Origin of the sequence: Streptomyces sp. NPDC056231 (assembly GCF_048270745.1) — a bacterium.
Lineage (GTDB): Bacteria > Actinomycetota > Actinomycetes > Streptomycetales > Streptomycetaceae > Streptomyces.
On sequence record NZ_JBLVKW010000044.1, the window covers coordinates 52256 to 71232 of the forward strand.

General features: G+C 70.8%; 18 protein-coding genes. 8 read left to right on the forward strand and 10 right to left on the reverse strand.

Features of this window, described 5'->3' with window-relative positions; all coding sequences use genetic code 11:
• Window positions 1-149 precede the first annotated feature (149 nt).
• The 4 genes from ACNPQM_RS28170 to ACNPQM_RS28185 all read left to right on the forward strand — a co-directional run bounded on the left by ACNPQM_RS28170 (window position 150) and on the right by ACNPQM_RS28185 (window position 5610).
• A complete protein-coding gene (locus tag ACNPQM_RS28170) occupies window positions 150-1607 on the forward strand; it encodes a hypothetical protein (protein WP_358860167.1) in 1458 nt (485 codons plus the stop codon).
• 172 nt (window positions 1608-1779) lie between these two features.
• A complete protein-coding gene (locus tag ACNPQM_RS28175) occupies window positions 1780-3234 on the forward strand; it encodes an alkaline phosphatase PhoX (RefSeq protein WP_418086167.1) in 1455 nt (484 codons plus the stop codon).
• Window positions 3235-3720: 486 nt separating this feature from the next.
• Window positions 3721-5301, forward strand: a complete 1581-nt coding sequence (locus ACNPQM_RS28180; protein WP_418086168.1) for a TROVE domain-containing protein — start codon at window positions 3721-3723, stop codon at window positions 5299-5301.
• Between the two features lie 78 nt (window positions 5302-5379).
• Window positions 5380-5610, forward strand: a complete 231-nt coding sequence (locus ACNPQM_RS28185) for a hypothetical protein (RefSeq protein WP_037711258.1) — start codon at window positions 5380-5382, stop codon at window positions 5608-5610.
• 147 nt (window positions 5611-5757) lie between these two features.
• On the opposite strand, the gene ACNPQM_RS28190 is transcribed toward ACNPQM_RS28185, so the two are convergent.
• The 3 genes from ACNPQM_RS28190 to ACNPQM_RS28200 form a co-directional block, all read right to left on the reverse strand.
• Window positions 5758-6963 carry a TerD family protein gene (locus ACNPQM_RS28190; RefSeq protein WP_418086169.1) on the reverse strand — a complete coding sequence of 402 codons (1206 nt, stop codon included), beginning with the start codon at window positions 6961-6963 and terminating at the stop codon, window positions 5758-5760.
• Window positions 6964-6999: 36 nt separating this feature from the next.
• Entirely contained in the window at window positions 7000-7230 is a 231-nt protein-coding gene (locus tag ACNPQM_RS28195; RefSeq protein ID WP_418086170.1) for a hypothetical protein, read from the reverse strand.
• Between the two features lie 135 nt (window positions 7231-7365).
• Window positions 7366-8550: an MFS transporter gene (locus ACNPQM_RS28200; RefSeq protein WP_418086171.1), complete on the reverse strand. Its 1185-nt coding sequence runs from the start codon at window positions 8548-8550 to the stop codon at window positions 7366-7368.
• An 81-nt stretch (window positions 8551-8631) separates the two neighbouring features.
• On the opposite strand from ACNPQM_RS28200, the gene ACNPQM_RS28205 reads away from it, so the two are divergent.
• Both ACNPQM_RS28205 and ACNPQM_RS28210 read left to right on the forward strand, forming a co-directional pair.
• Window positions 8632-8847 carry a hypothetical protein gene (locus ACNPQM_RS28205; RefSeq protein ID WP_358860161.1) on the forward strand — a complete coding sequence of 72 codons (216 nt, stop codon included), beginning with the start codon at window positions 8632-8634 and terminating at the stop codon, window positions 8845-8847.
• A gap of 154 nt (window positions 8848-9001) precedes the next feature.
• A complete protein-coding gene (locus ACNPQM_RS28210) occupies window positions 9002-10357 on the forward strand; it encodes a S28 family serine protease (RefSeq protein WP_418086172.1) in 1356 nt (451 codons plus the stop codon).
• A gap of 34 nt (window positions 10358-10391) precedes the next feature.
• Here the strand turns inward: ACNPQM_RS28210 and ACNPQM_RS28215 are convergent, their stop codons facing one another.
• The 7 genes from ACNPQM_RS28215 to ACNPQM_RS28245 form a co-directional block, all read right to left on the reverse strand.
• Window positions 10392-10544, reverse strand: a complete 153-nt coding sequence (locus ACNPQM_RS28215) for a hypothetical protein (RefSeq protein ID WP_418086173.1) — start codon at window positions 10542-10544, stop codon at window positions 10392-10394.
• Window positions 10545-10629: 85 nt separating this feature from the next.
• Entirely contained in the window at window positions 10630-12081 is a 1452-nt protein-coding gene (locus ACNPQM_RS28220; RefSeq protein WP_418086174.1) for a peptidoglycan D,D-transpeptidase FtsI family protein, read from the reverse strand.
• A 90-nt stretch (window positions 12082-12171) separates the two neighbouring features.
• A complete protein-coding gene (locus ACNPQM_RS28225) occupies window positions 12172-12831 on the reverse strand; it encodes a response regulator (RefSeq protein ID WP_418086175.1) in 660 nt (219 codons plus the stop codon).
• Entirely contained in the window at window positions 12828-14069 is a 1242-nt protein-coding gene (locus ACNPQM_RS28230; RefSeq protein WP_418086176.1) for a sensor histidine kinase, read from the reverse strand. Before ACNPQM_RS28230 ends, ACNPQM_RS28225 begins: the two co-directional genes overlap by 4 nt.
• Window positions 14066-15091, reverse strand: a complete 1026-nt coding sequence (locus ACNPQM_RS28235) for a hypothetical protein (RefSeq protein ID WP_418086177.1) — start codon at window positions 15089-15091, stop codon at window positions 14066-14068. The genes ACNPQM_RS28230 and ACNPQM_RS28235 overlap by 4 nt, the downstream gene beginning before the upstream one ends.
• Before the next feature lie 93 nt (window positions 15092-15184).
• Entirely contained in the window at window positions 15185-15664 is a 480-nt protein-coding gene (locus tag ACNPQM_RS28240) for a GNAT family N-acetyltransferase (RefSeq protein ID WP_418086178.1), read from the reverse strand.
• A 3-nt stretch (window positions 15665-15667) separates the two neighbouring features.
• Window positions 15668-16438, reverse strand: coding sequence for an IclR family transcriptional regulator (locus tag ACNPQM_RS28245; protein ID WP_418086179.1), 771 nt, complete (start codon window positions 16436-16438; stop codon window positions 15668-15670).
• Window positions 16439-16574: 136 nt separating this feature from the next.
• Here ACNPQM_RS28245 and ACNPQM_RS28250 point away from each other — a divergent pair, with 136 nt between their 5' ends.
• Window positions 16575-18095, forward strand: coding sequence for an aldehyde dehydrogenase (NADP(+)) (locus ACNPQM_RS28250; protein ID WP_418086180.1), 1521 nt, complete (start codon window positions 16575-16577; stop codon window positions 18093-18095).
• The gene (locus ACNPQM_RS28255; protein WP_418086181.1) at window positions 18092-18697 is read left to right on the forward strand and encodes a DUF1349 domain-containing protein; all 606 of its coding nucleotides are present in this window, start codon (window positions 18092-18094) and stop codon (window positions 18695-18697) included. The genes ACNPQM_RS28250 and ACNPQM_RS28255 overlap by 4 nt, the downstream gene beginning before the upstream one ends.
• The last annotated feature ends 280 nt before the right edge of the window (window positions 18698-18977 follow it).

The window sequence follows — 18977 nt, forward strand, 5'->3', positions numbered from 1 at the left end:
ACCAGGCGGCATCGGGCGAAAAGCGTCTACGCTTGGGCGGCCTGAGTCCGACCGGCACATCAGGGCGGGAGAAGGTGCGTCCCCGAGCCCCGTGACGCTGCCCCCACTGCCGGCCGGACTGAAACCCGTCGCCCGAGGAGAACCACCTGATGTCCGCAGAGCGCCCCACCCTGCCGCCGGTACGGCTGCACACCGAGGCGGAGCTGGCACGGGACGCGCTCGTCGCTCCGCTGCTCGCCCGCGCAGTCCGGCTCGCCCGCTGGGCGGGACCGGAGACCCGGGTCGGCGCCGGTGGCGAGCTCGTCGAAGCACAGCTGCCCGCGGCGGCCGAGCACCTCGGGCTGGCGGCGGACGAGGACGGTGCAGCGGAGGCCAGTGAGGCATGGCGGCTCGCGGTCGACACCGGGCTCCTCGACGTCCACGAACCGGAGGTCGACGCGGAGGAGGACGACGCGGAGGGGACCGTGTCCGCGGGCGAGAATCTGGGGCTGCTGACCGGCGGCTCTCCGCAGGATGTCCTCGCGATCTGGCTCGACGGCCTGGAAGCCGTGCACGCCGATGCCACCGCGCCCTTCTTCGACGACCTCGACGACCTCGTCGGCGAGGACGGCTCGATCGACCTCGACGCCCTGGACTGGGACCCGGAGGCGGAAGCCGAATTCCTCGACGGCGTGCTCGGTAACCTGTACCTGCTCACGGTCGGTGACGGCGGCGGCAGCGAGGCACCCGTCCCGCTGCCCGCGCTCGCCGCGTCGGTGATCGTGCCCGACGACATGGGCGAGCCCACCGACGACATCCTGGAGCAGGTGTCGGCGGCGATGATGCGCCTCGACGACCAGTTCCGGCTCCTCGAGCTGATCGGGCTCGTCGCCTACCAGCCGATGGACGAGGCGTTGCTCGTCGAGGAGGGCGACCCGGCGGAGCCGCCCGCCGACGACGAGGACGTCAGCCGGTACGGCATGGTGGAGCTGACCCCCCTCGGTCTGTACGGCATCCGGGCCCGGATGCTGGAAGCCGGTGTCGACGCCCCCGCGATCGGCGATCTCGCCGACAAGGACGCCGACGCGCTCCTCGGGGGCGTCGCGTACTACCCGGAGGCGGCGGCCCGCAGCGAGGTCGAGCAGTGGCTGGCCCGCCGCGGGGCGGACGGCGCCGCGGCCGAACTGCTGGACGCCGCTCGCGGCGCGGACCAGCAGGCCCCGCTCCGCCGGCTGCACTGCCAGCAGGCCCTCGCCCTGGTCGGCGCGGAGGCGGAGCCCGCGGTCCGCGCGGTGCTCGACGAGCCGGAGCTGGGCGGCCTCGCCCGGGTCTGGCTCGCGGAGCACGGCGCGGCGGATGTGCCCCCGCCGCCGGAGTCGATGATCTTCTGGCTCGCTATCGACACGATTGCCGCGCAGCTGGAAGCGGCCGGCGACCTGGACGAGCTCCAAGGACTGGTTGAAGGGCTGTCCGGCCAGCACAGCGGCTTCTTCGACCAGGCGTGGCGGGTGGAGCACCCCGCGACGGCGGACGTCCTGGAGGCGATGGGGCGGCTGCACGGTGACAAGAAGAAGGCGAAGGACGCCCGCAAGGCGGCGTTCAAGGCGCGGTCGCGGTCGGGCGGCTGAAGCGGGATACGGCGGCCGGGGCGGGCAGCCGAGGAAATGACGGCGGTAGGAACTCCGTGAAGGTTCACAGGAAGCGTGCCATTCGAAGTCGCCGTCAGTTCAACTTCCGTTAGCGCAGGGGCGGGAGCGTGACCCCGCAACCCACCCGCCCCAGCTGCACCAGGAGTTCGTGATGCCCTTCACGCGCAGGGAATTCACCAAGCAGTCCGCCCTCACCGGTGCCGGCATTGCCCTGACGGGTACCGTCGCCGCCCTGGCCACCGCCCCCGGAGCCCTTGCCGCCGAGGATTCCCGCCAGGGTCACGACGACGACCCGGATCACGGTCAGAACGACGAACCCGGCTACGGGGCGCTGGTCCCCGACCCGAAGGGCATACTCGCGCTTCCCGCCGGATTCTCGTACCGCATCATCACGCACAGCGGTGTCACCAAGCTGGAATCCGGCGAGTACACCCCCTCCAACCACGACGGCACGGCCACCTTCGAGGGCCCGCGCGGCGTCACCCTGCTGGTCAACAACCACGAGCTGAGCGGCACCCGGGCCGGCTGGGAGCACCCGGTCCCGCTCACCGAGGGTCTCGTCTATGACCCGATCGCCGCCGGTGGCTGCACCGTGGTCGAGACCCGCCGCGACGGCCACACCGCCGAGTGGGTCGGCATCGCCGGCACGTCCACCAACTGCGCCGGTGGCGCCACCCCGTGGGGCACCTGGCTCACCTGCGAGGAGACCGAGGACAGGGCCGGCAAGAACGGTCTGCTGAAGGACCACGGCTACGTCTTCGAGGTCGACCCGTACGACAAGCGCGCCAACCGCGACCCGCGTCCCATCAAGGCGTTCGGCCGGTACGCCCACGAGGCCGTCGTCGTCGACCCGAAGCGCGGCCACGCCTACCTGACCGAGGATGCGGCCGGTCCCAATGGGCTGCTCTACCGCTGGGTCCCGCCGCACGGCTTCAAGCACGGCCGCGGCCAGCTGCGCACGCTCGCCGACGACGCCGGTGTCCTCCAGGCCACCAAGTGCTTCGACAGCAGTGGTCAGTTCGTCGACGACCTGTCCCGCGCCACGAAGATCGGCACCGTGTACGGCGTGGACTGGGTCGACGTCGTCGACCGTGACGCCAAGACCGTCTCCGTGCGCAAGCAGTTCGGCAACCAGGACGTCACCCGTGCCCGCAAGCTCGAAGGCATGTGGTGGGGTGACGGCGGCGCGTACATCGTCTCCTCGTTCGCCCGCGCGGAGAGCCCCGTCCAGCACGACGGCCAGGTCTGGTTCTACGACCCGAAGCGCCGCACGCTGACGCTGAAGGTGCTCCTCGGGGTGAACGCCGACCCGTCGAAGGACGGCGCGTTCGACGGCCCGGACAACATCACCGTCTCGCCCTACGGCGGTCTGGTCATCGCCGAGGACGGCGAGGGCATCCAGCACCTCTTCGGGGCGACCGAGAGCGGCCGTACGTACCCGATCGCGCGCAACGAGCTGAACGCAGGCACCGCTGAGAAGCCGGAGTACAGCGAGTTCACCGGGGTCACCTTCTCGCCTGACGGGAAGACGCTGTTCGCCAACATCCAGACGCCCGGCATCATGCTCGCCATCACCGGCCCGTGGAAGCGCCAGCCGAACCGGTAATGACGCCGCGCGGGTACCCGATGAAAAGCCTTGGTGCGTCCGGGGGTTGATCCTCTAGGTTGCTGTCCGTGTCCAGGTGCGAAGGCAGGACCTACTTCCAAGGGGGAGACTGCGGGTCCGAGTCCCGCCGCCGGTTTTCCGACCGGTGAGGTTCAGGGGAGGAACGCCCTCGTCGGTTCCGCCGACTGCGATCTCTGGGCACAGACAACCTCACGAACTGCATGCACCTCCCGGTGCGCAGGCTGCGGCTACTTCTTCGAAACAAGTTCCGCCGTCGCCGACTCTGATCTCGGGAGGCGCAGCGCCGGTGGTGCCCGGTGCGCAGGCGACGGCTACTTCATGTGAACTGACGGTTACGGGTTCAAGTCCCGTCCGGCCGCGGCCGGTAGCTCAACTGGGTAGAGCATCAGAAATGCCGTCGCCGCCTTTTGATCTCGGGCACCGCACGCGCTGTTCCTTCTCCGAATGAATTCGGGGGAATTCATCATGACCCGCTTCAACACCCGTACGGTCAAGCCCCGTGTTGCCTCGCCCGTGCAGTCCACCGGGCGTACCGCGCCCACCTGCCAGGGCGGCCGCGGATATCTTCGCGACAACCGCTCCGAGCTCTTTCTGCTCGCGGTCGCCAATTTTGTTTCGCAGCAGACCTTTTACGAGAACGCCGAGCAGCGCGACAACCGTTTCGCGGAGCTGGTGCGTATCCTCGCCGTCGGCGACCCCGAGTGGACCGCCGGCCTGCTGGGGTGGCTGCGCTGCGAGGGCGGGATGCGGACCGCGTCGATCGTCGGCGCCGCCGAGTACGTGAAGGCGCGGCTCGACGCGGGTGCCGAGGACGGACCGTCCAACCGGCAGGTCGTCGACTCCGTCCTGCTGCGCGCCGACGAGCCCGGTGAGCTGCTCGGGTACTGGACCTCGCGATACGGCCGCGCTGTGCCGAAGCCCGTCAAGCGCGGGATCGCCGATGCCGTACGCCGCCTCTACCACGCGACGTCGCTGCTGAAGTACGACACCGCGTCCAAGGGCTACCGCTTCGGCGACATCCTGAACCTGGTGCACGCCGTGCCCGACCCGGAAAAGGCAGGGCAGGGCGAGCTGTTCCGTTACGCGCTCGATCGCAGGCACCACCCGGAGGCGGCGGTTCCGCCCGCCTCGAACCGCATCCTCACCGCCCACCGGGCGCTGATGGAGCTGCCGGTCGAGGAGCGGCGGGCCGTCGTGACCGCACCCGGTGGGGCCGGCCGACTGGCCGCGGCGGGCATGACGTGGGAGGCACTCGCGGGCTGGCTGCAGGGTCCGATGGACGCCGCGGCCTGGGAGGCGGTCATCCCGTCGATGGGGGCGATGGCACTCGTCCGCAACCTGCGGAATTTCGACGAGGCCGGTGTCTCGGACGAGGCCGCCGCCCGGGTGGCGGCGAAGATCTCCGACCCGGCCGTGGTCGCCGCATCGCGGCAGTTCCCGTTCCGCTATCTCGCCGCGTACCGGCACGCTCCGTCGCTGCGCTGGGCCTACCCGCTGGAGCAGGCGCTCGGCCACTCGCTGGCTCAGGTCCCCGCCCTGCACGGGCGGACGCTGATCCTGGTCGACCGCTCGGGCTCGATGTGGTCGCCGCTCTCGGACCGCTCCCGGCTCAACCGGGCAGACGCCGCCGCGATCTTCGGTGCGGCGCTGGCGCTGCGGGCCGACGAGGCGGATCTGGTGCAGTTCGGCACGAACAGCGCATCGGTTGCGTACCGGAAGGGCGAATCCGTACTGAAGGTCCTGGACCGCTTCGATGACCTCGGTGGTACCAACACCGCGGAGGCCGTGCGCCGGCACTTCCGGAAGCACGACCGGGTACTGATCATCACCGACGAGCAGGCGTCGTTCTCCTATGCCGCGGATGCCACCGCGGCCGTGCCGTCCGACGTGCCTGTCTACACCTGGAATCTGGCCGGCTACCGGGTCGGTCACGCCCCTTCAGGAAGCGCGAACCGCCACACCTTCGGGGGGCTTTCGGATGCGGCGTTCCGCATGGTGCCCCTGCTGGAAGCGGGCAAGGACGCCGACTGGCCCTGGAATCGCTGATGTCGAATCCGCCATCAGCGCGGCCCCAGGAGTGGTCGGGCATGGCGCCGGGCGTTCCCAGGGCGCATACTCAAGGTAATGAAACAGTCAGCCGGATCCCGGCGTCACCTGCCTTCCAGTCCCTTCAACCGCCCGGCCCAGGCGGCCCCACCGGTCGAATTGTTCGATGTGGGCGACAGGGTGTCGCATGACCAGTTCGGACTCGGTCGAGTCCTTGCTGTCGAGGGCGACAACGACGCAGTGCTCATTGACTTCTCGGGGCGACAGGGGAGGATCCTGAGCCCGTACTCCAAGCTGACCAAGCTCTGACGGCCTCCCCCACGAGAGAGGTGACGAGCACGCGCAGTGTCCGCTTTCCCGCCACGCTTTCCGGTTTGAGGGGCACCTGCACCCGCAGGTGCCCCTGAAGCCGTGCCGGACGCCGCTAAGGGCTGTCCCGTAATCCCGTGAGCTCCCCTAAAGCGCCTGGGCGGCGGGCTTGACCATGCCGCGGACGGTGCGCGACTTCACGAAGTCGCCCATCGCCGTCATTTCCCACTCACCGGAGAACTGCTTGATCAGCTTCGCCATCATCACGCCGGTCTGCGGCTCGGCGCCGGTCAGGTCGAAGCGGACCAGCTCCTCATCGGTCGCCGCGTCGATCAGCCGGCAGTGGGCCTTGGCGACCTCGGTGAACTTCTGGCCGCTGAACGAATTGACCGTGAAGACCAGTCCGGTCGCCTCCGAGGGGATCCGGCCGAGGTCCACGACGATCACCTCGTCGTCGCCCGCGCCCTCGCCCGTGAGGTTGTCACCGGAGTGCTTGACCGCGCCGTTCAGGATGGAGAGCTTGCCGAAGTAGCAGCTGTCCAGGTGGTTCCGGTTGGGGCCGTAGGCGATCACCGAGGCGTCGAGGTCGATGTCCTTGCCGCGGAACGCGGGCTCCCAGCCGAGCCCCATCTTGACCTGCGACAGCAGCGGGCGGCCGCCCTTGACCAGGGAAACCGTCTGGTTCTTCTGGAGGCTGACCCGGCCCTTGTCGAGGCTGATCCTGCCCGCGCCGGCGGGCGCCGGAGCGGCAGCGGGCGGCGCGGCCGGGACCGGGGGAGCGGCGATCCGCGGGTCCACGGGGGCGGCGGCGGGCACCGGGGGTGCGACCGGGGCGGGCGGCGCAGCCGGCTCCTCCTCGACCGACACGCCGAAGTCCGTGGCGATGCCGGCCAGTCCGTTTGCATAGCCCTGGCCGACCGCGCGGGCCTTCCAGGCGCCGTTGCGGAGATAGACCTCTATGACCACGAGCGCCGTCTCGGTGCCCAGCCGGGGCGGGGTGAAGGTGGCGAGGACGCTGCCGTCGTCCGCGTTGCGCAGGGTGGCGGTGGGCTCGATGCCCTGGAAGGTCTGGCCCGCCGCGTCCGGGCTGGCCGTGACGACGATCTTCTCGATGCCGGGCGGCACCGCAGCGGTGTCCACCACGATCGCGTCCGGCGCCGTGCCGCCGCCTGAGCGGTACGTCACACCCGGGCCCGTGGGCTGGTTGTAGAAGATGAAGTCGTCGTCGGAACGCACCTTGCCGTCGACGGTGAGCAGCAGGCCCGAGACGTCGAGCCGCACCGGGGCGGCGACGTCCACCGCCACACGGGCGGCGGAGAGAGGGATGTTCGAGCCAGGTGTCATAGCGGTCATGCCCGGGGTAACGAACGACTCCGCTTTGCCGTTCCCTTACCTTCGGCCGGCTCGGTTGCGGGGGTGGCTGCGGGCCGCCCGCTCGTTGCCGTGCTTGTACGCGCCGGTCCAGCGGGCCATGACCAGCTGGGCGTCCCCGGACACCACCTCGGCCAGGAACTTCTCCGCCCGGCTTCCGCGCAGGGTTCCGGCGGGGCGGCCGTGGTGGGTGAGGGCGACGCTCGCATCGGCGTGCTGCTCGTACAGGAATCCGGATGGTTTCGGCATGGATCCGCATCCTGCCCGGTCCACGGGTGCGGTGTCGCGCGAATATCCTGCCGCGCGTGGGCGAGCGCACGGCGTTCTGCGGACCACGGCCGCGCAGAACGGACAAGGAGCCGGGCCTCCTCCTTCTCCTGTTCTTCAGGGAGCCCGGTTCGTGACCAACAGCGCCGCCGTCAGCAGGCCCGCCGCACCGATGAGTGGCAGCAGCACCCGGATGTCCAGCACCGCGACCAGCCCGGCACCGAGCGCCAGCGCCACCGGGTTCGGCACCGTCATCAGTGAGTTGGCGGTCGCGCTCGTACGGCCCAGTACGGCGTCCGGCGTCTCCCGCTGCACCGCGGTCATCGCGGCGATCAGCACACACGGCAGCCCCGCCCCGATCGCGACGCTCGCGACCAGCGCCACCGCGTCGTACGGCAGCGCCCGCACCCCCACTCCCAGCGCGAACAGGGCGATCCCGGCCGCGGTGAACATCCGTTCCGGCAGGCGCCGGAGCAGCGGACCGGCCAGCAGCCCGACCGTGACCGACCCGCAGCCCTGCATTGCGTACAGCACACCCGCGTACGTGGGGGAGTGCCCGAGCCCGTCGTCGATGACTGCGTAGAGCGCGGCTCCGTTGAGCCCGGCGCACAGCATCGTCACCGCACCCGCCAGCACCAGCGGCCGCGCCACCGGTGATTCCCACACCTGCCGGATCCCCGCCGTCAGTTCGCCCCGCCGGTCCGTGCGGGCGGGCCGGGTCGGCTCCTGCACCCGCAGCAGTGCGTAGACGCCGGCGGCCAGGGCGAACGACGCCGCGTCGAGGAGCGCCACCGCGCCGCCGCCGAACCGCGCATAGAGCCCGGCGCCGGTCAGCGGTGCGAGGAGCTTCATGCCCTCGTTCGCGATCATCCGGAACCCGTTGAAGTCGCCGAGGAGCCGGGGGGCGACGGTGTGGGCGACGAGCGCCGACTCGGCTGCGTCCATCAGCACACCGCTCACCCCGTACAGCACGAACACCGCGAAGAGGATCCAGATCCGCCCCGCCGAATCGATCGCGAGCAGCGAGGCGAGCAGCCCTGCCATGGCGAGATTCGCCCAGATCAGCAAGGGTTTGCGGGGCACCCGGTCGGCGACCGCGCCGAGTGCGGGACCGGTCAGCACGGGCAGCCACATGGCGAACACGGCGAGCGCCGCCAGACTGTTCGACCCGGTGAGGGACTTGACCCAGATCCCGCCGGTGAGCCACATCGCGGACGTCCCGAAGCCGGAGGCCACCACCGCCGTCAGATACAGCCCGGCGTTGCGATCCCGTAGCACCTTTCCTGCCGCCGACCCCGTCATTGCGCTCCCCGTACCTCGTTGACCTGTGGTTCCGTTACGGACTCAGGCTGGCGACTAAGGACGGGCCGGGGCATCGGGCAGATGCCTTACACCGAGGTTGCCGGAAGTTCCGATCCCGTCCTGGGAGCGGAGGCGGCCGAGCACCGGGAGATCCTGCGACTCGCGCTCGCCGACACGGACGTCCGTCACGTCACGGCCGACACCGCGGTGACGGGACCGTTGGCGGTCCGGGTCGCGCTCCGCCGCCGGTCCCTCCTCCGGCAGAGGGGCAGCACCACCGCGTCACCCGCCCGCTGACCCACGAATCGCCAAGAGTCTTTGCTGACAACAGTCGTTGGGCGTCCACCGGCCTGCGGATCTTCTCGATGCGGGGTGATCACATGGTTGTGGCAAGCGGTTAATATGCCGCCGTCGTGTCCATCGCACCACACCCGTCCGAGGGGATTCCGCGTTGCGCCACTCACTGCTTCCCGCCCTGTTCTGCACCGGGCTCGTCGCCGCCACCAGCCTGCTCACCGGCACGGCCGCGACCGCCGCCGCTCCCAGCCCGTCCGCAGGCCCCACCTCCGCCGCCGAGGCGACTGCTCAGGCCACCGACGTACGCGAGCAGCTGGACCGGATTCCGGGACTCACGGTCGTCTCGCAGACCACCAAGGAGGGATTCCCCTACTACACCCTCACGCTGACCCAGCCGATCGACCACGAGCACCCCGACCGCGGCACGTTCGAGCAGCGCCTCACGCTCTGGCACAAGTCGGAGACCGCGCCGATGGTCCTCTACACGGGCGGCTACTCGCTCTCCAGCTCCACCCGCGAGATCACCAGGCTTCTCGACGCCAACCAGGTCAGCATCGAGCACCGCTACTTCAGCCAGTCCCGGCCCGCGACGGTCGACTGGAACGACCTGACCGTCCAGCAGGAGGCGAGTGACGAACACGCGGTCGTCCAGGCCCTCAAGACGATCTACCGGGCCAAGTGGCTGGGCACGGGCGCGTCGAAGGGCGGGATGACGCAGGTCTACCACGAGCGCTTCTACCCGGACGACCTGGACGCCGTCGTCGCGTACGTCGCACCGAACGACGCCGCCAACAACGACGACAGCGGCTACGAGAAGTTCTTCGAGACCGTCGGCACCCCCGAATGCCGGGCCGCCCTGAACGCCGTGCAGCGCGAGATGCTGGTCCGGCGGGACCGGATGCTGCCCCGCTTCGAGGCCACCGCCGAGAAACAGGGCCTCACCTTCCAATACCTCGGATCGGCCGACCGGGCCTACGAGTTCTCCGTACTGGACCAGGTGTGGAACTTCTGGCAGAGCGGTACGTACGCCGACTGCCCGGCCATCCCCGACGCGAGGACCGCCACCGACGACGAGCTGTACACCTGGTCGCTGGGGCACGGACTCAGCCCGTACGCCGACCAGGGCAACGGCGCCGAGGGCAGCGGACCTTACTACCGCCAGGCCGCCGCCCAACTGGGCTGGGCCGACCTCAAGTTCAAGCATCTGGCCGACGTCCGCCACTACCCCGGCATCTATCAGCCCAACTCGGTGCTGCCCGCCGACATGCGGGTCGGGTACGACGGGCGCACCATCAAGGACGTCGACCGCTGGGTCGCCACTCGCGGCGAGCAGATGATGTTCATCTACGGACAGAACGACCCGTGGAGCGCCGAGCGGTTCAAGCCGAGCAAGCACGACTCGATGCTCTTCGAGGCACCGAACAGCAACCATGGCGCCCTGATCTCCAAGCTGAAGCCCGCGGACCGGGACGCTGCGGAGGCGACCGTGAAGCGGTGGGCGGGCCAGTGACGGCACACCCACCGCGGCCGGCAGGTGACCCCGGTCAGTCGTAGGTGATGTCCGAGGCGGTGCAGCGGCAGTACGTGCCGCGGGGGCCGCTGCCCGTCTCGGCCGGCTCGACACCCGTCCTGTTGCCCGTGCAGCGGACGCACGGCTCGATGGGGAGCGGAGGAGCGTCGCGCTCGCCGGTCGCCACCGCCGGATGCGTGCGGGGGTCGGAAGGCGCAGGGGGCGTGATCCGGATTCTGACGGCCGCAGCCGGCCCTCCGCGCCCGGCTTTCTCACCCCTTGAGCGCCGCCTTCATCATCTTCTGCGCGATCGGCGCCGCCAGCCCGTTGCCGCTGACCTCCGAGCGGGCCGAGCCCGAGTCCTCCACGACCACGGCGACCGCGACCTCCTTGCCGGTGGACTTCGACTTCGCGTACGAGGTGAACCAGGCGTACGGCGTGTTGCTGTTTCCCACGCCGTTCTGCGCGGTGCCCGTCTTGCCACCGACCTCCGCCCCGTCGATCCGGGCGTTGGTGCCGGTGCCCTGTTCGACGACGGTGACCATCGCGCTGCGCATCTGCTCGGCGGTCGAGGCGGAGACGACCCGCTTCGTGTCGCCGTCCGCGAAGTCCTGCAGAGTGTTGCCCTTGGCGTCCGTCACCTTCGACACCATGTGCGGGGCCGCCAGCTCACCGCCGTTGGCGAGGGCCGAGGAGACCATGGCCATCTGCAGCGGGGTCGCGGTGACCTCGAACTGGCCGATGCCTGTCAGCGCCGTCTGCGCCTTGTCCATCCCCGACGGGTAGAGGCTCTCCGAGGCGCGCACCGGGACATCCAGCTTCTCCGTGTTGAAGCCGAACTTCTCTGCCATCGCCCGCACCTTGTCCTGGCCGAGATCGACGGCGGCCTTCGCGAAGACGTTGTTGCAGGAGTACTGGAGCGCCGTGCGCAGCGTGGCGTTCTCGCAGGGGGCGGACGCGTTCTCGTTCCTCAGGACCGTGGTGGTGCCGGGCAGTGTGTACGGGTCGGGGCTGTTCGTGCGCTCGTCGACGGAGCTGTAGAGACCGTTCTCCAGTGCGGCCGACGCCACCACCAGCTTGAACGTCGAACCGGGCGCCAGCGGCTGCCTCAGAGCACGGTTGACCATCGGCTTGTCCTGGTCGGAGAGCAGCTTCTGCCACACGTCGCCGTCGTTCGTCCCGCTGATCTTCGACGGGTCGTACGAGGGGGTGGAGACCATTCCCAGGATCTTCCCGGTCGTGGGGTCGATCGCGACGGCCGCGCCCTTGTCGTTGCCGAGTGCCTTGTACGCCGCCTTCTGCACATCGGGGTCGATCGTCGTCAGCACACTGCCGGGCGCGGTCTGCTTGCCCGTCACCACGTCGACGGGATTCTTCAGCCGGTCGTCCGTGCCGTCGAGCACATGGCTGTAGATCCCCTCGAGCTGGGTGGCGCCGTACGCCTGTGAGCTGTACCCGGTGACAGCGGCATAGAGCTCGCCCTGGGTGTATGTGCGCTTGTAAGCGAGATCGCTGCCCTGGGTCCTCTTCGATCCGGTGACCGGTGATCCGGCCACGATGATGTCACCGAGCGGCTGCGCGTACTGCGCGATGGTTTTCCGCCGGTTGTGGTCGTTGTCTGCGAGCGCCTTGGCCTGGTACGCCTGCACCCAGGTCGCCCGCCCCAGCAGGGCGAGGACCAGCAGCAGGCAGAAGACCGCGGTGTGCCTGATTGTTCTGTTCATCCCGCTGGAGGGACGAGCGGCGGCGTCCGGCGCGTTCCCGTCTGTGCCGCTTCTCACCCATTCTTCATACTGCGCGCCACGGGGCCCGGGTCAGCCGGGCGTGATGAACCCCGACTCGTACGCCGCGATCACGGCCTGAGTACGGTCCCGGGCTCCGGTCTTTGCCAGCACCGCCGCCACATGCGTCTTCGCCGTGGCCGGACCCACCCGCAGCCGTTCCGCAATCTCCGCGTTGGTCAGCCCTGCCGCCATCAGCCGCAGCACGTCCGCCTCCCGCTCGGTGAGGCGGGCCACCCAGGGCGGTGCGGCGGACGCCTGCCGCCTGCCGTACTCGGCCGCAAGTCCCCGTACCGCCGACGGGAACAGCAGGGAGTCGCTGCGCGCGATCAGCCGCACCGCCTGGACCAGGTCCTCGGCCGCCGCGCGCTTCAGCAGGAAGCCCGCGGCTCCGGCGCGCAGGGCGTCGTAGACATAGGAGTCGTTCTCGAAGGTGGTGACGACGACGATCCGCGGGGGCGCGTCGAGCGAGGCGAGGATCTGCTCGGTGGCGCGGATCCCGTCGATCTCCGGCATCCGTACGTCCATCAGCACCACATCGGGGCGCAGCTCCCGCACGACGGAGACGGCCTCGGCGCCGGTCGCCGCCTCGCCGACGACCCGCAGGCCGGCTTCGGCGTCGAGGATGGCGCGCAGGGCTGTGCGGACCATGCGTTCGTCGTCGGCGACCACGACCCGGATGTCGTTGTTCATTGCTTCTCCTGTGCGGGGATGTGCAGGGGCAGCCGGGCGGTGAGCCGCCATCTGTCGTCGTCGTGTGGTCCGGCCTCGGCGCGGCCGCCCAGCAGGACGGCCCGTTCGGTGATGCCGCGCAGCCCGCGGCCGCCGCCGGGCCGCACCACCGGTGCCCGCCCGGACAGCGGGTTGTCCAGAGTGATCGCCAGCTCCTTGTCGCACACCGCGATCCGCAGCTCCACCGGTGCCGCCCGCCCACCGTGCCGCAGCGCGTTGCTCAGACCCTCCTGCACGATCCGGTACGCCTCACGGGACACGGCGGCGGGGACCGTGCCCGGATCGACCCGGGCGATGTACGACACGGGGACCCCGCAGCGGGCCAGCAGCCCGTCCAGTGCGTCGAGCGCCGGTCCCGTCGGCCCGTCCTCCCCCTGTCGCAACAGGCCCAGCACGGAGTCGAGTTCACCGACCGTGCGCCGGGTGGTCTCCTCGATCGCGGTCAACGCCTCGCGTACGAACTCCAGGTCGCTGTCCAGTACCCGGCGGGCCGCACCCGCCTGGAGCGTCACGGCGCTGAGCGCGTGGCCGACCGAGTCGTGCAGCTCCCGGGCCAGCCGGTTGCGGACCGCCAGGTCGGCCGCCCGGCGTTCGGCGGCGGCCAGCCGGTCGTCGGGGGTCGGGCCCAGCAGCACCGGAGCGCGGCCGGCCAGCAGTGCCCCGGCCGCCGCCGCGCAGCCGGCCAGGGCGACCAGCATCGCAAGACCGGCGAACGGCGCCAGGGCCAGCACCCACGGCCGGGTCAGTGCCCGGGGCAGATCGAGCACCGCCGAGTTCCGTACGGCGGAGAAGAACGGCAGCGCCATCAGGCTCACCGCGAGGGGTGTCAACGCCAGCGTCATCCCGCTGATGACGGCGCCGAGCGCCAGATGCAGTGTGAACCAGCCCGCGGTCCGTACTCTCGCCTGCCGGGTCCTGGCCGGACCGTCGGCGAGCCGCTCCGCGGGGATACCGCACAGGGCGCGGACCGCGGCCACCGACAGCGGCCGGGCGAGCGGGAAGAGACCGGTGACCGCGGCCATCGGCAGGGCGTACGCGAACGCGGTCAGTTGCAGCGGCAGCGATGTGAAGGCGCTGCCGTCGCGGTGGTATGTGCCGACGACCACGGTGCCGACCAGGAAGTACGGCATCAGCAGCGCGCCGCCGATGATCAGATGCAGCCAGCGCAGCCGGGCCTGCCGGCCGAGGAGCAGGGTCACGCGGATGGCCCCGCCGGTTTCGCCGCCGCAGCGCGTTCCGCGAAGAAGTAGGCGCCCAGGGTGGCGACCAGGATCCCGACCAGCATCTGCACAGCGTAGGTGAGTTGCATCCCGGCCGCGGGCCGGTCGGCGATGTTGTCGACCGGGCCCAGCGCGGCGAGACACAGATAGCCGCCCCAGCAGCCCAGCACCCCGGAGCCGCCCCAGACCAGCGTGAGCGGCACCTTGAGGGCGAGCGCACCGCGGCGGCGGAGCGCGAGCAGCAGGACACCGGTGACGGTGACCGCCGTGAACACTGTGTAGACCGCTTCGAGGGCGTAGAAGTCGCTCGTACGTTCCGCGATCCGGGTCTCGTTCAGACCCGCGGTCGATCCGGTCGCCCAGAGGAGATGGACGACGCCGGGCACGAGCGCGAGCAGTGCGGCCACGACCGCGACGACCCGCAGCGCCGGTCCGGTCGGGCTCGGTGGCAGGTCGCTCAGCGTGCCCTGCCACAGATGACCCCAGCGTTCCCTGGCATACAGGACGAACAGGGCGCCGAGAGTCAGGCCCTGGACGATGAAGCCGGTGTAGACGACGCCGAAGACCCACTCGTCGAGGAAGGGGCGCCCGTCTCCGCCGGACCCGGCGGTCGTTCCGCCGAACGCCTTCACCAGCAGCTGCAGCGGGAAGCCGGTCATGATCGGAAGCAGCAGCCCGGTCGCCACCCACATCGGCACGGCGAGCAGCCAGGCCGGGACCCGTCGCCCCCACGCCTGGGTGAGCAGCAGGGCGAGGACCACGACCGTGCAGTCCAGCAGCACCGACGCACCATTGGCGACGAGCATCGCGGTGCGGTGGCCGAGCAGCATGCTGTCGGCGGGAATGCCGACGTGACTGCCCGCGATCCAGGCCGCCTTGAGCGAGATGTACGGCAGGCAGGAGGCGATCGCCAGGGTGCGGAGCACGGCGCGGGCCCGACCGGTGGGCGCGGGCTGCGCCGGTGCGGTCCGGGTGGCGGGCGCCGTCGGTGTCTGTGTCATGACATCCACGCTCGCGCGCCCCGTCCGTCCGCACGTCCTGCCCGGTGACGATCCGTCTCCGCCGCGCGGTGGAGACGGATCGTCACCCGCGGCTCAGTCCAGGGTGAAGAGCAGTTCGTCGGTCAGCTCGCCGCGGGCGTGCGCGAAGCCACGGTCCTTGCCCGTGACGGTGAAGCCGCACTTCCGCAGCACCCGCACCGAACCGGCGTTGTCGGCCGCCGCCCGGGCGTGCAACGGCCGTTCCGGTACGGCGTCCAGCAGCGCCCGGAGCGCGGCGGTCGCGTACCCCCGGCCCCAGTGCGACCGGTCGATCCAGTACGTGACCTGCCGGTCGCCCTCGGACCCGTACACCCCGGCGTTGCCCACCACCTTGCCGTCGGCGAGCACTGTCCGCATCACCACGGTGCGACTGTCCAGAATCCGGGCCCAGTGGGCCTCGAACGCGTGCCGGTCGCCGGGGTCCTCACTGGTGAACGCGGCTGTCCGGACCGACTCCGGATCGGACATGTACGCGAAGAAGAGCGGCAGATCGCTGTCGCGCACCTCGCGCAGCGTGACCTCGGGGGAGTCCACGGGTCAGAACCTGCGGGTGGCGAGCGTCAGCCGGTCCCGCGCGTCGAACAACGCGTCCTTGACCATCTGCTCGTGCGCCGGGGTGAGCCGGGCGACCGGCACCGAGCAGCTGATCGCGTCGCGCGCCGGGGTGCGGTACGGGATCGCGACGCCGAAGCAGCGCAGCCCCAGGGTGTTCTCCTCGCGGTCCTCGGCGTACCCCTGCTCGCGGATGAGGTGCAGTTCCTCGATCAGCTTCTCGCGGTCGGTGAGGGTGTGCTCCGTCAGTGCGGGCAGTGTCTCCGGCAGCATCTTGCGGACCTGCTCGTCGCTGTGGGTGGCCAGCAGCGCCTTGCCGAGCGAGGTGGAGTGGGCGGGCAGCCGGCGGCCGACGCGGGTGAAGGGGCGCAGATAGTGCTGGGACTGGCGGGTGGCGAGGTAGACCACGTTCGTACCGTCGAGACGGGCGAGGTGGATGGTCTCGGTGGTGTCGTCGGAGAGCCGGTCGAGCGTCGGGCGGGCGGCCGCGACGACCTCGTCGCCGTCGATGTACGAGGTGCCGACCAGCAGCGCCCGGACGCCGATGCCGTACCGGGTCCCTGTCGCGTCGGTCTCCACCCAGCCCAGCTCGACCAGGGTGCGCAGCAGCATGTAGAGGCTCGACTTGGGGTAGCCGACGGCCTCCTGCACGGCCGCCAGCGAATGCATGCCGGGGTGCCCGGCGAAGTACTCGAGCAGCTCCACCGTCCGTACCGCGGACTTGACCTGTGCCCCGCCTGATTCGGCAACCGACATCGCCCGCGTCCCTTCCCACCCACTTCTTGCCAACGCTGAACGCCCGGAAATAGAGTCCCCACAAATTCACGATCAGGAACTGCGTTCAGAATACCGAACAACTCCTGATGTGTGGCAGAGGCCGAAAGGAAACACGGTGGCAGCAGCACCAGTCTGGAGCGTCGACCCCCGCACTGGTAACCCGCGTGAGCAGGTTGCCGTGGAGGCTACGGCGGACGAGGTCGACCGTGCGGTCCGGAGCGCACATTCCGTACGCGATGCGCTCGCCGACCGCACCGTACGCGCCGCATTCCTGCGTACCGCGGCGGATCTGCTCACTGAGGCCGGGGAGCATGTCATCGAGGCCGCCGACGCCGAGACCGCGCTCGGACCGGCCCGGCTCACCGGTGAACTGGCCCGCACCAACGCCCAGTTGCGCGCGTTCGCCGAGGTCGTCGACGAGGGCGCCTTCCTCGACATCCACATCGACCACGCGGACGCCACCCGAACCCCGCCGTGGCCGGACCTGCGCCGCTACAAGATCCCGCTCGGCGTCGTCGCCGTCTACGCGGCCAGCAACTTCCCGCTCGCCTTCTCCGTGCCCGGCGGCGACACCGCCAGCGCCCTGGCGGCCGGCTGCCCGGTCGTCGTCAAGGCACACCCGGACCACCCCGCCACCTCGGAGCTCTGCGCCTCCGTGCTGCGCCGGGCCGCCGCGAAGGTCGGGCTGCCCGAAGACGTACTGACCCTGGTGCACGGATTCGAGGCGGGCGTCGAGCTGATCAAGCACCCGCTCGTGGCCGCTGCCGGGTTCACCGGCTCGATCCGCGGCGGGCGGGCGCTGTTCGACGCCGCGGCCGCCCGGCCGGCCCCGATCCCGTTCCACGGCGAGCTCGGCTCCCTCAACCCCGTCGTCGTCACCGAGGCGGCCGCCGCCGAGCGCGGCGAGCAGATCGGTGCCGGGCTCGCAGGCTCGATGACCCTGGGCGCGGGCCAGTTCTGCACCAAGCCCGGCCTCGTCCTGGCACCCGCCGGCGAGACCGGTGACCGGCTGCTGAAGGCGCTGACCGACGCGGTCAGCGACAGCGAGGCCGCGGTCATGCTCGACCACCGGATGCGGGACGCCTTCGTCGCAGGCGTACGCGAACGGGCCGAACTCCCCGGCGTGGATGCCCCGGTCACCCCCGGCGCGGGCAGCGACCACACCGTCTCCGCCGGCTTCCTGACCGTTCCGGCAGAGCTGCTCGCCACCGAAGGGCCGCACGACGCGCTCCTGGAGGAATGCTTCGGCCCGGTCACCGTCGTCGCCCGCTACGCCTCCGAGGACGAGATCACCGCCGTCCTCTCCCGGCTCCCGGGCAACCTCACCGCCACCCTCCAGATCGCCACAGGGGGCGCCGACGCCGACGCCCCCGGACTCCTCGCGGCCCTCACCCCGCTGGCCGGCCGGGTCCTCGTCAACGGCTGGCCGACCGGAGTCGCCGTCGCTCCCGCCCAGCACCACGGCGGTCCCTACCCGGCCACCACCTCCACCTCCACGTCGGTCGGCGCCACCGCGATCGAGCGCTGGCTGCGCCCGGTCAGCTACCAGACGACTCCGGAGGCCCTGCTGCCGCCGGAGCTGCGAGAGGACAACCCGATGGGTCTGCCGCGCCGCGTCGACGGGAGCCGCGCATGAAGGTGAACATTCCTGAACTCCCCTTTGAGCTGCGGCCGTTCGGACCCGATGGGCAGTGGGCGTACGAGGGCGGTGTGCTGATCGGACGGGCGGGTGCCCGGCAGGACCGGTTCGTGCCGCCGGGCGGTGACGGCCTCGAATCCGTGAGCGACGCACCGCGTCTGCTCGGCACCGCGCCCGACGGCGACTTCCGGCTGAGCGCCCGGGTGAAGGTCGGCTTCGCCGCCGCCTTCGACGCCGGGGTGCTCTATCTGCATGTCGGGGAACGGGAGTGGGCGAAGGTCTGCCTGGAGCTCTCCCCGGCCGACCCCACCGTCTGCACGGTTGTCACCCGCGGTCACTCCGACGACGCCAACTCCTTCGTCGTGGACGGCGAAAGCTTCTGGCTGCGGCTCAGCCGCACCGGCAGCGCCTACGCCTTCCACGCCTCCGCCGACGGGGAGAAGTGGACCTTTGTCCGTACGTTCGCCCTCGGCGCCGCGGAGCAGACGGCGGCCATCGGCTTCCTGGTCCAGTCGCCGACCGGCGAGGGCTGCCGGGCGTCGTTCGACCGGATCGCGTTCCGGCCGTCCGGTCTCGACGACCTGCGCGACGGCAGCTGAACCCTGGCGGGCTTGCCGCGTCCCCGGGGTGGGGGTTCCGTCCTCAAGCGCCGGTCGGGCTGGGTGTGCGGGCTTGCCGTGTCCGGCGGGTTCGGGCCCCCGGGGTGGGCGGTTCCGTCCTCAAGCGCCGGACGGGCTGGGGTGTCCGCCCTGGCCCCTGGTGGCACCGTCGCGCCTGCCCGGGTGGTGGTGGTCCGGGGCCCCTCCGGGGTGTCTCCTCAAACGACGAACGTTCGGCGGATACGCGGGGAAGACCGGGTATCCGTTCGTCGTCCTGCGG

Coding starts and splice junctions, on each gene's coding strand:
- ACNPQM_RS28170 (WP_358860167.1), top strand. CDS start 150: ATGTCCGCAGAGCGCCCCACCCTGCCGCCGGTACGGCTGCACACCGAG.
- ACNPQM_RS28175 (WP_418086167.1), top strand. CDS start 1,780: ATGCCCTTCACGCGCAGGGAATTCACCAAGCAGTCCGCCCTCACCGGT.
- ACNPQM_RS28180 (WP_418086168.1), top strand. CDS start 3,721: ATGACCCGCTTCAACACCCGTACGGTCAAGCCCCGTGTTGCCTCGCCC.
- ACNPQM_RS28185 (WP_037711258.1), top strand. CDS start 5,380: ATGAAACAGTCAGCCGGATCCCGGCGTCACCTGCCTTCCAGTCCCTTC.
- ACNPQM_RS28190 (WP_418086169.1), bottom strand. CDS start 6,963: ATGACCGCTATGACACCTGGCTCGAACATCCCTCTCTCCGCCGCCCGT.
- ACNPQM_RS28195 (WP_418086170.1), bottom strand. CDS start 7,230: ATGCCGAAACCATCCGGATTCCTGTACGAGCAGCACGCCGATGCGAGC.
- ACNPQM_RS28200 (WP_418086171.1), bottom strand. CDS start 8,550: ATGACGGGGTCGGCGGCAGGAAAGGTGCTACGGGATCGCAACGCCGGG.
- ACNPQM_RS28205 (WP_358860161.1), top strand. CDS start 8,632: ATGCCTTACACCGAGGTTGCCGGAAGTTCCGATCCCGTCCTGGGAGCG.
- ACNPQM_RS28220 (WP_418086174.1), bottom strand. CDS start 12,081: ATGAACAGAACAATCAGGCACACCGCGGTCTTCTGCCTGCTGCTGGTC.
- ACNPQM_RS28225 (WP_418086175.1), bottom strand. CDS start 12,831: ATGAACAACGACATCCGGGTCGTGGTCGCCGACGACGAACGCATGGTC.
- ACNPQM_RS28235 (WP_418086177.1), bottom strand. CDS start 15,091: ATGACACAGACACCGACGGCGCCCGCCACCCGGACCGCACCGGCGCAG.
- ACNPQM_RS28245 (WP_418086179.1), bottom strand. CDS start 16,438: ATGTCGGTTGCCGAATCAGGCGGGGCACAGGTCAAGTCCGCGGTACGG.
- ACNPQM_RS28255 (WP_418086181.1), top strand. CDS start 18,092: ATGAAGGTGAACATTCCTGAACTCCCCTTTGAGCTGCGGCCGTTCGGA.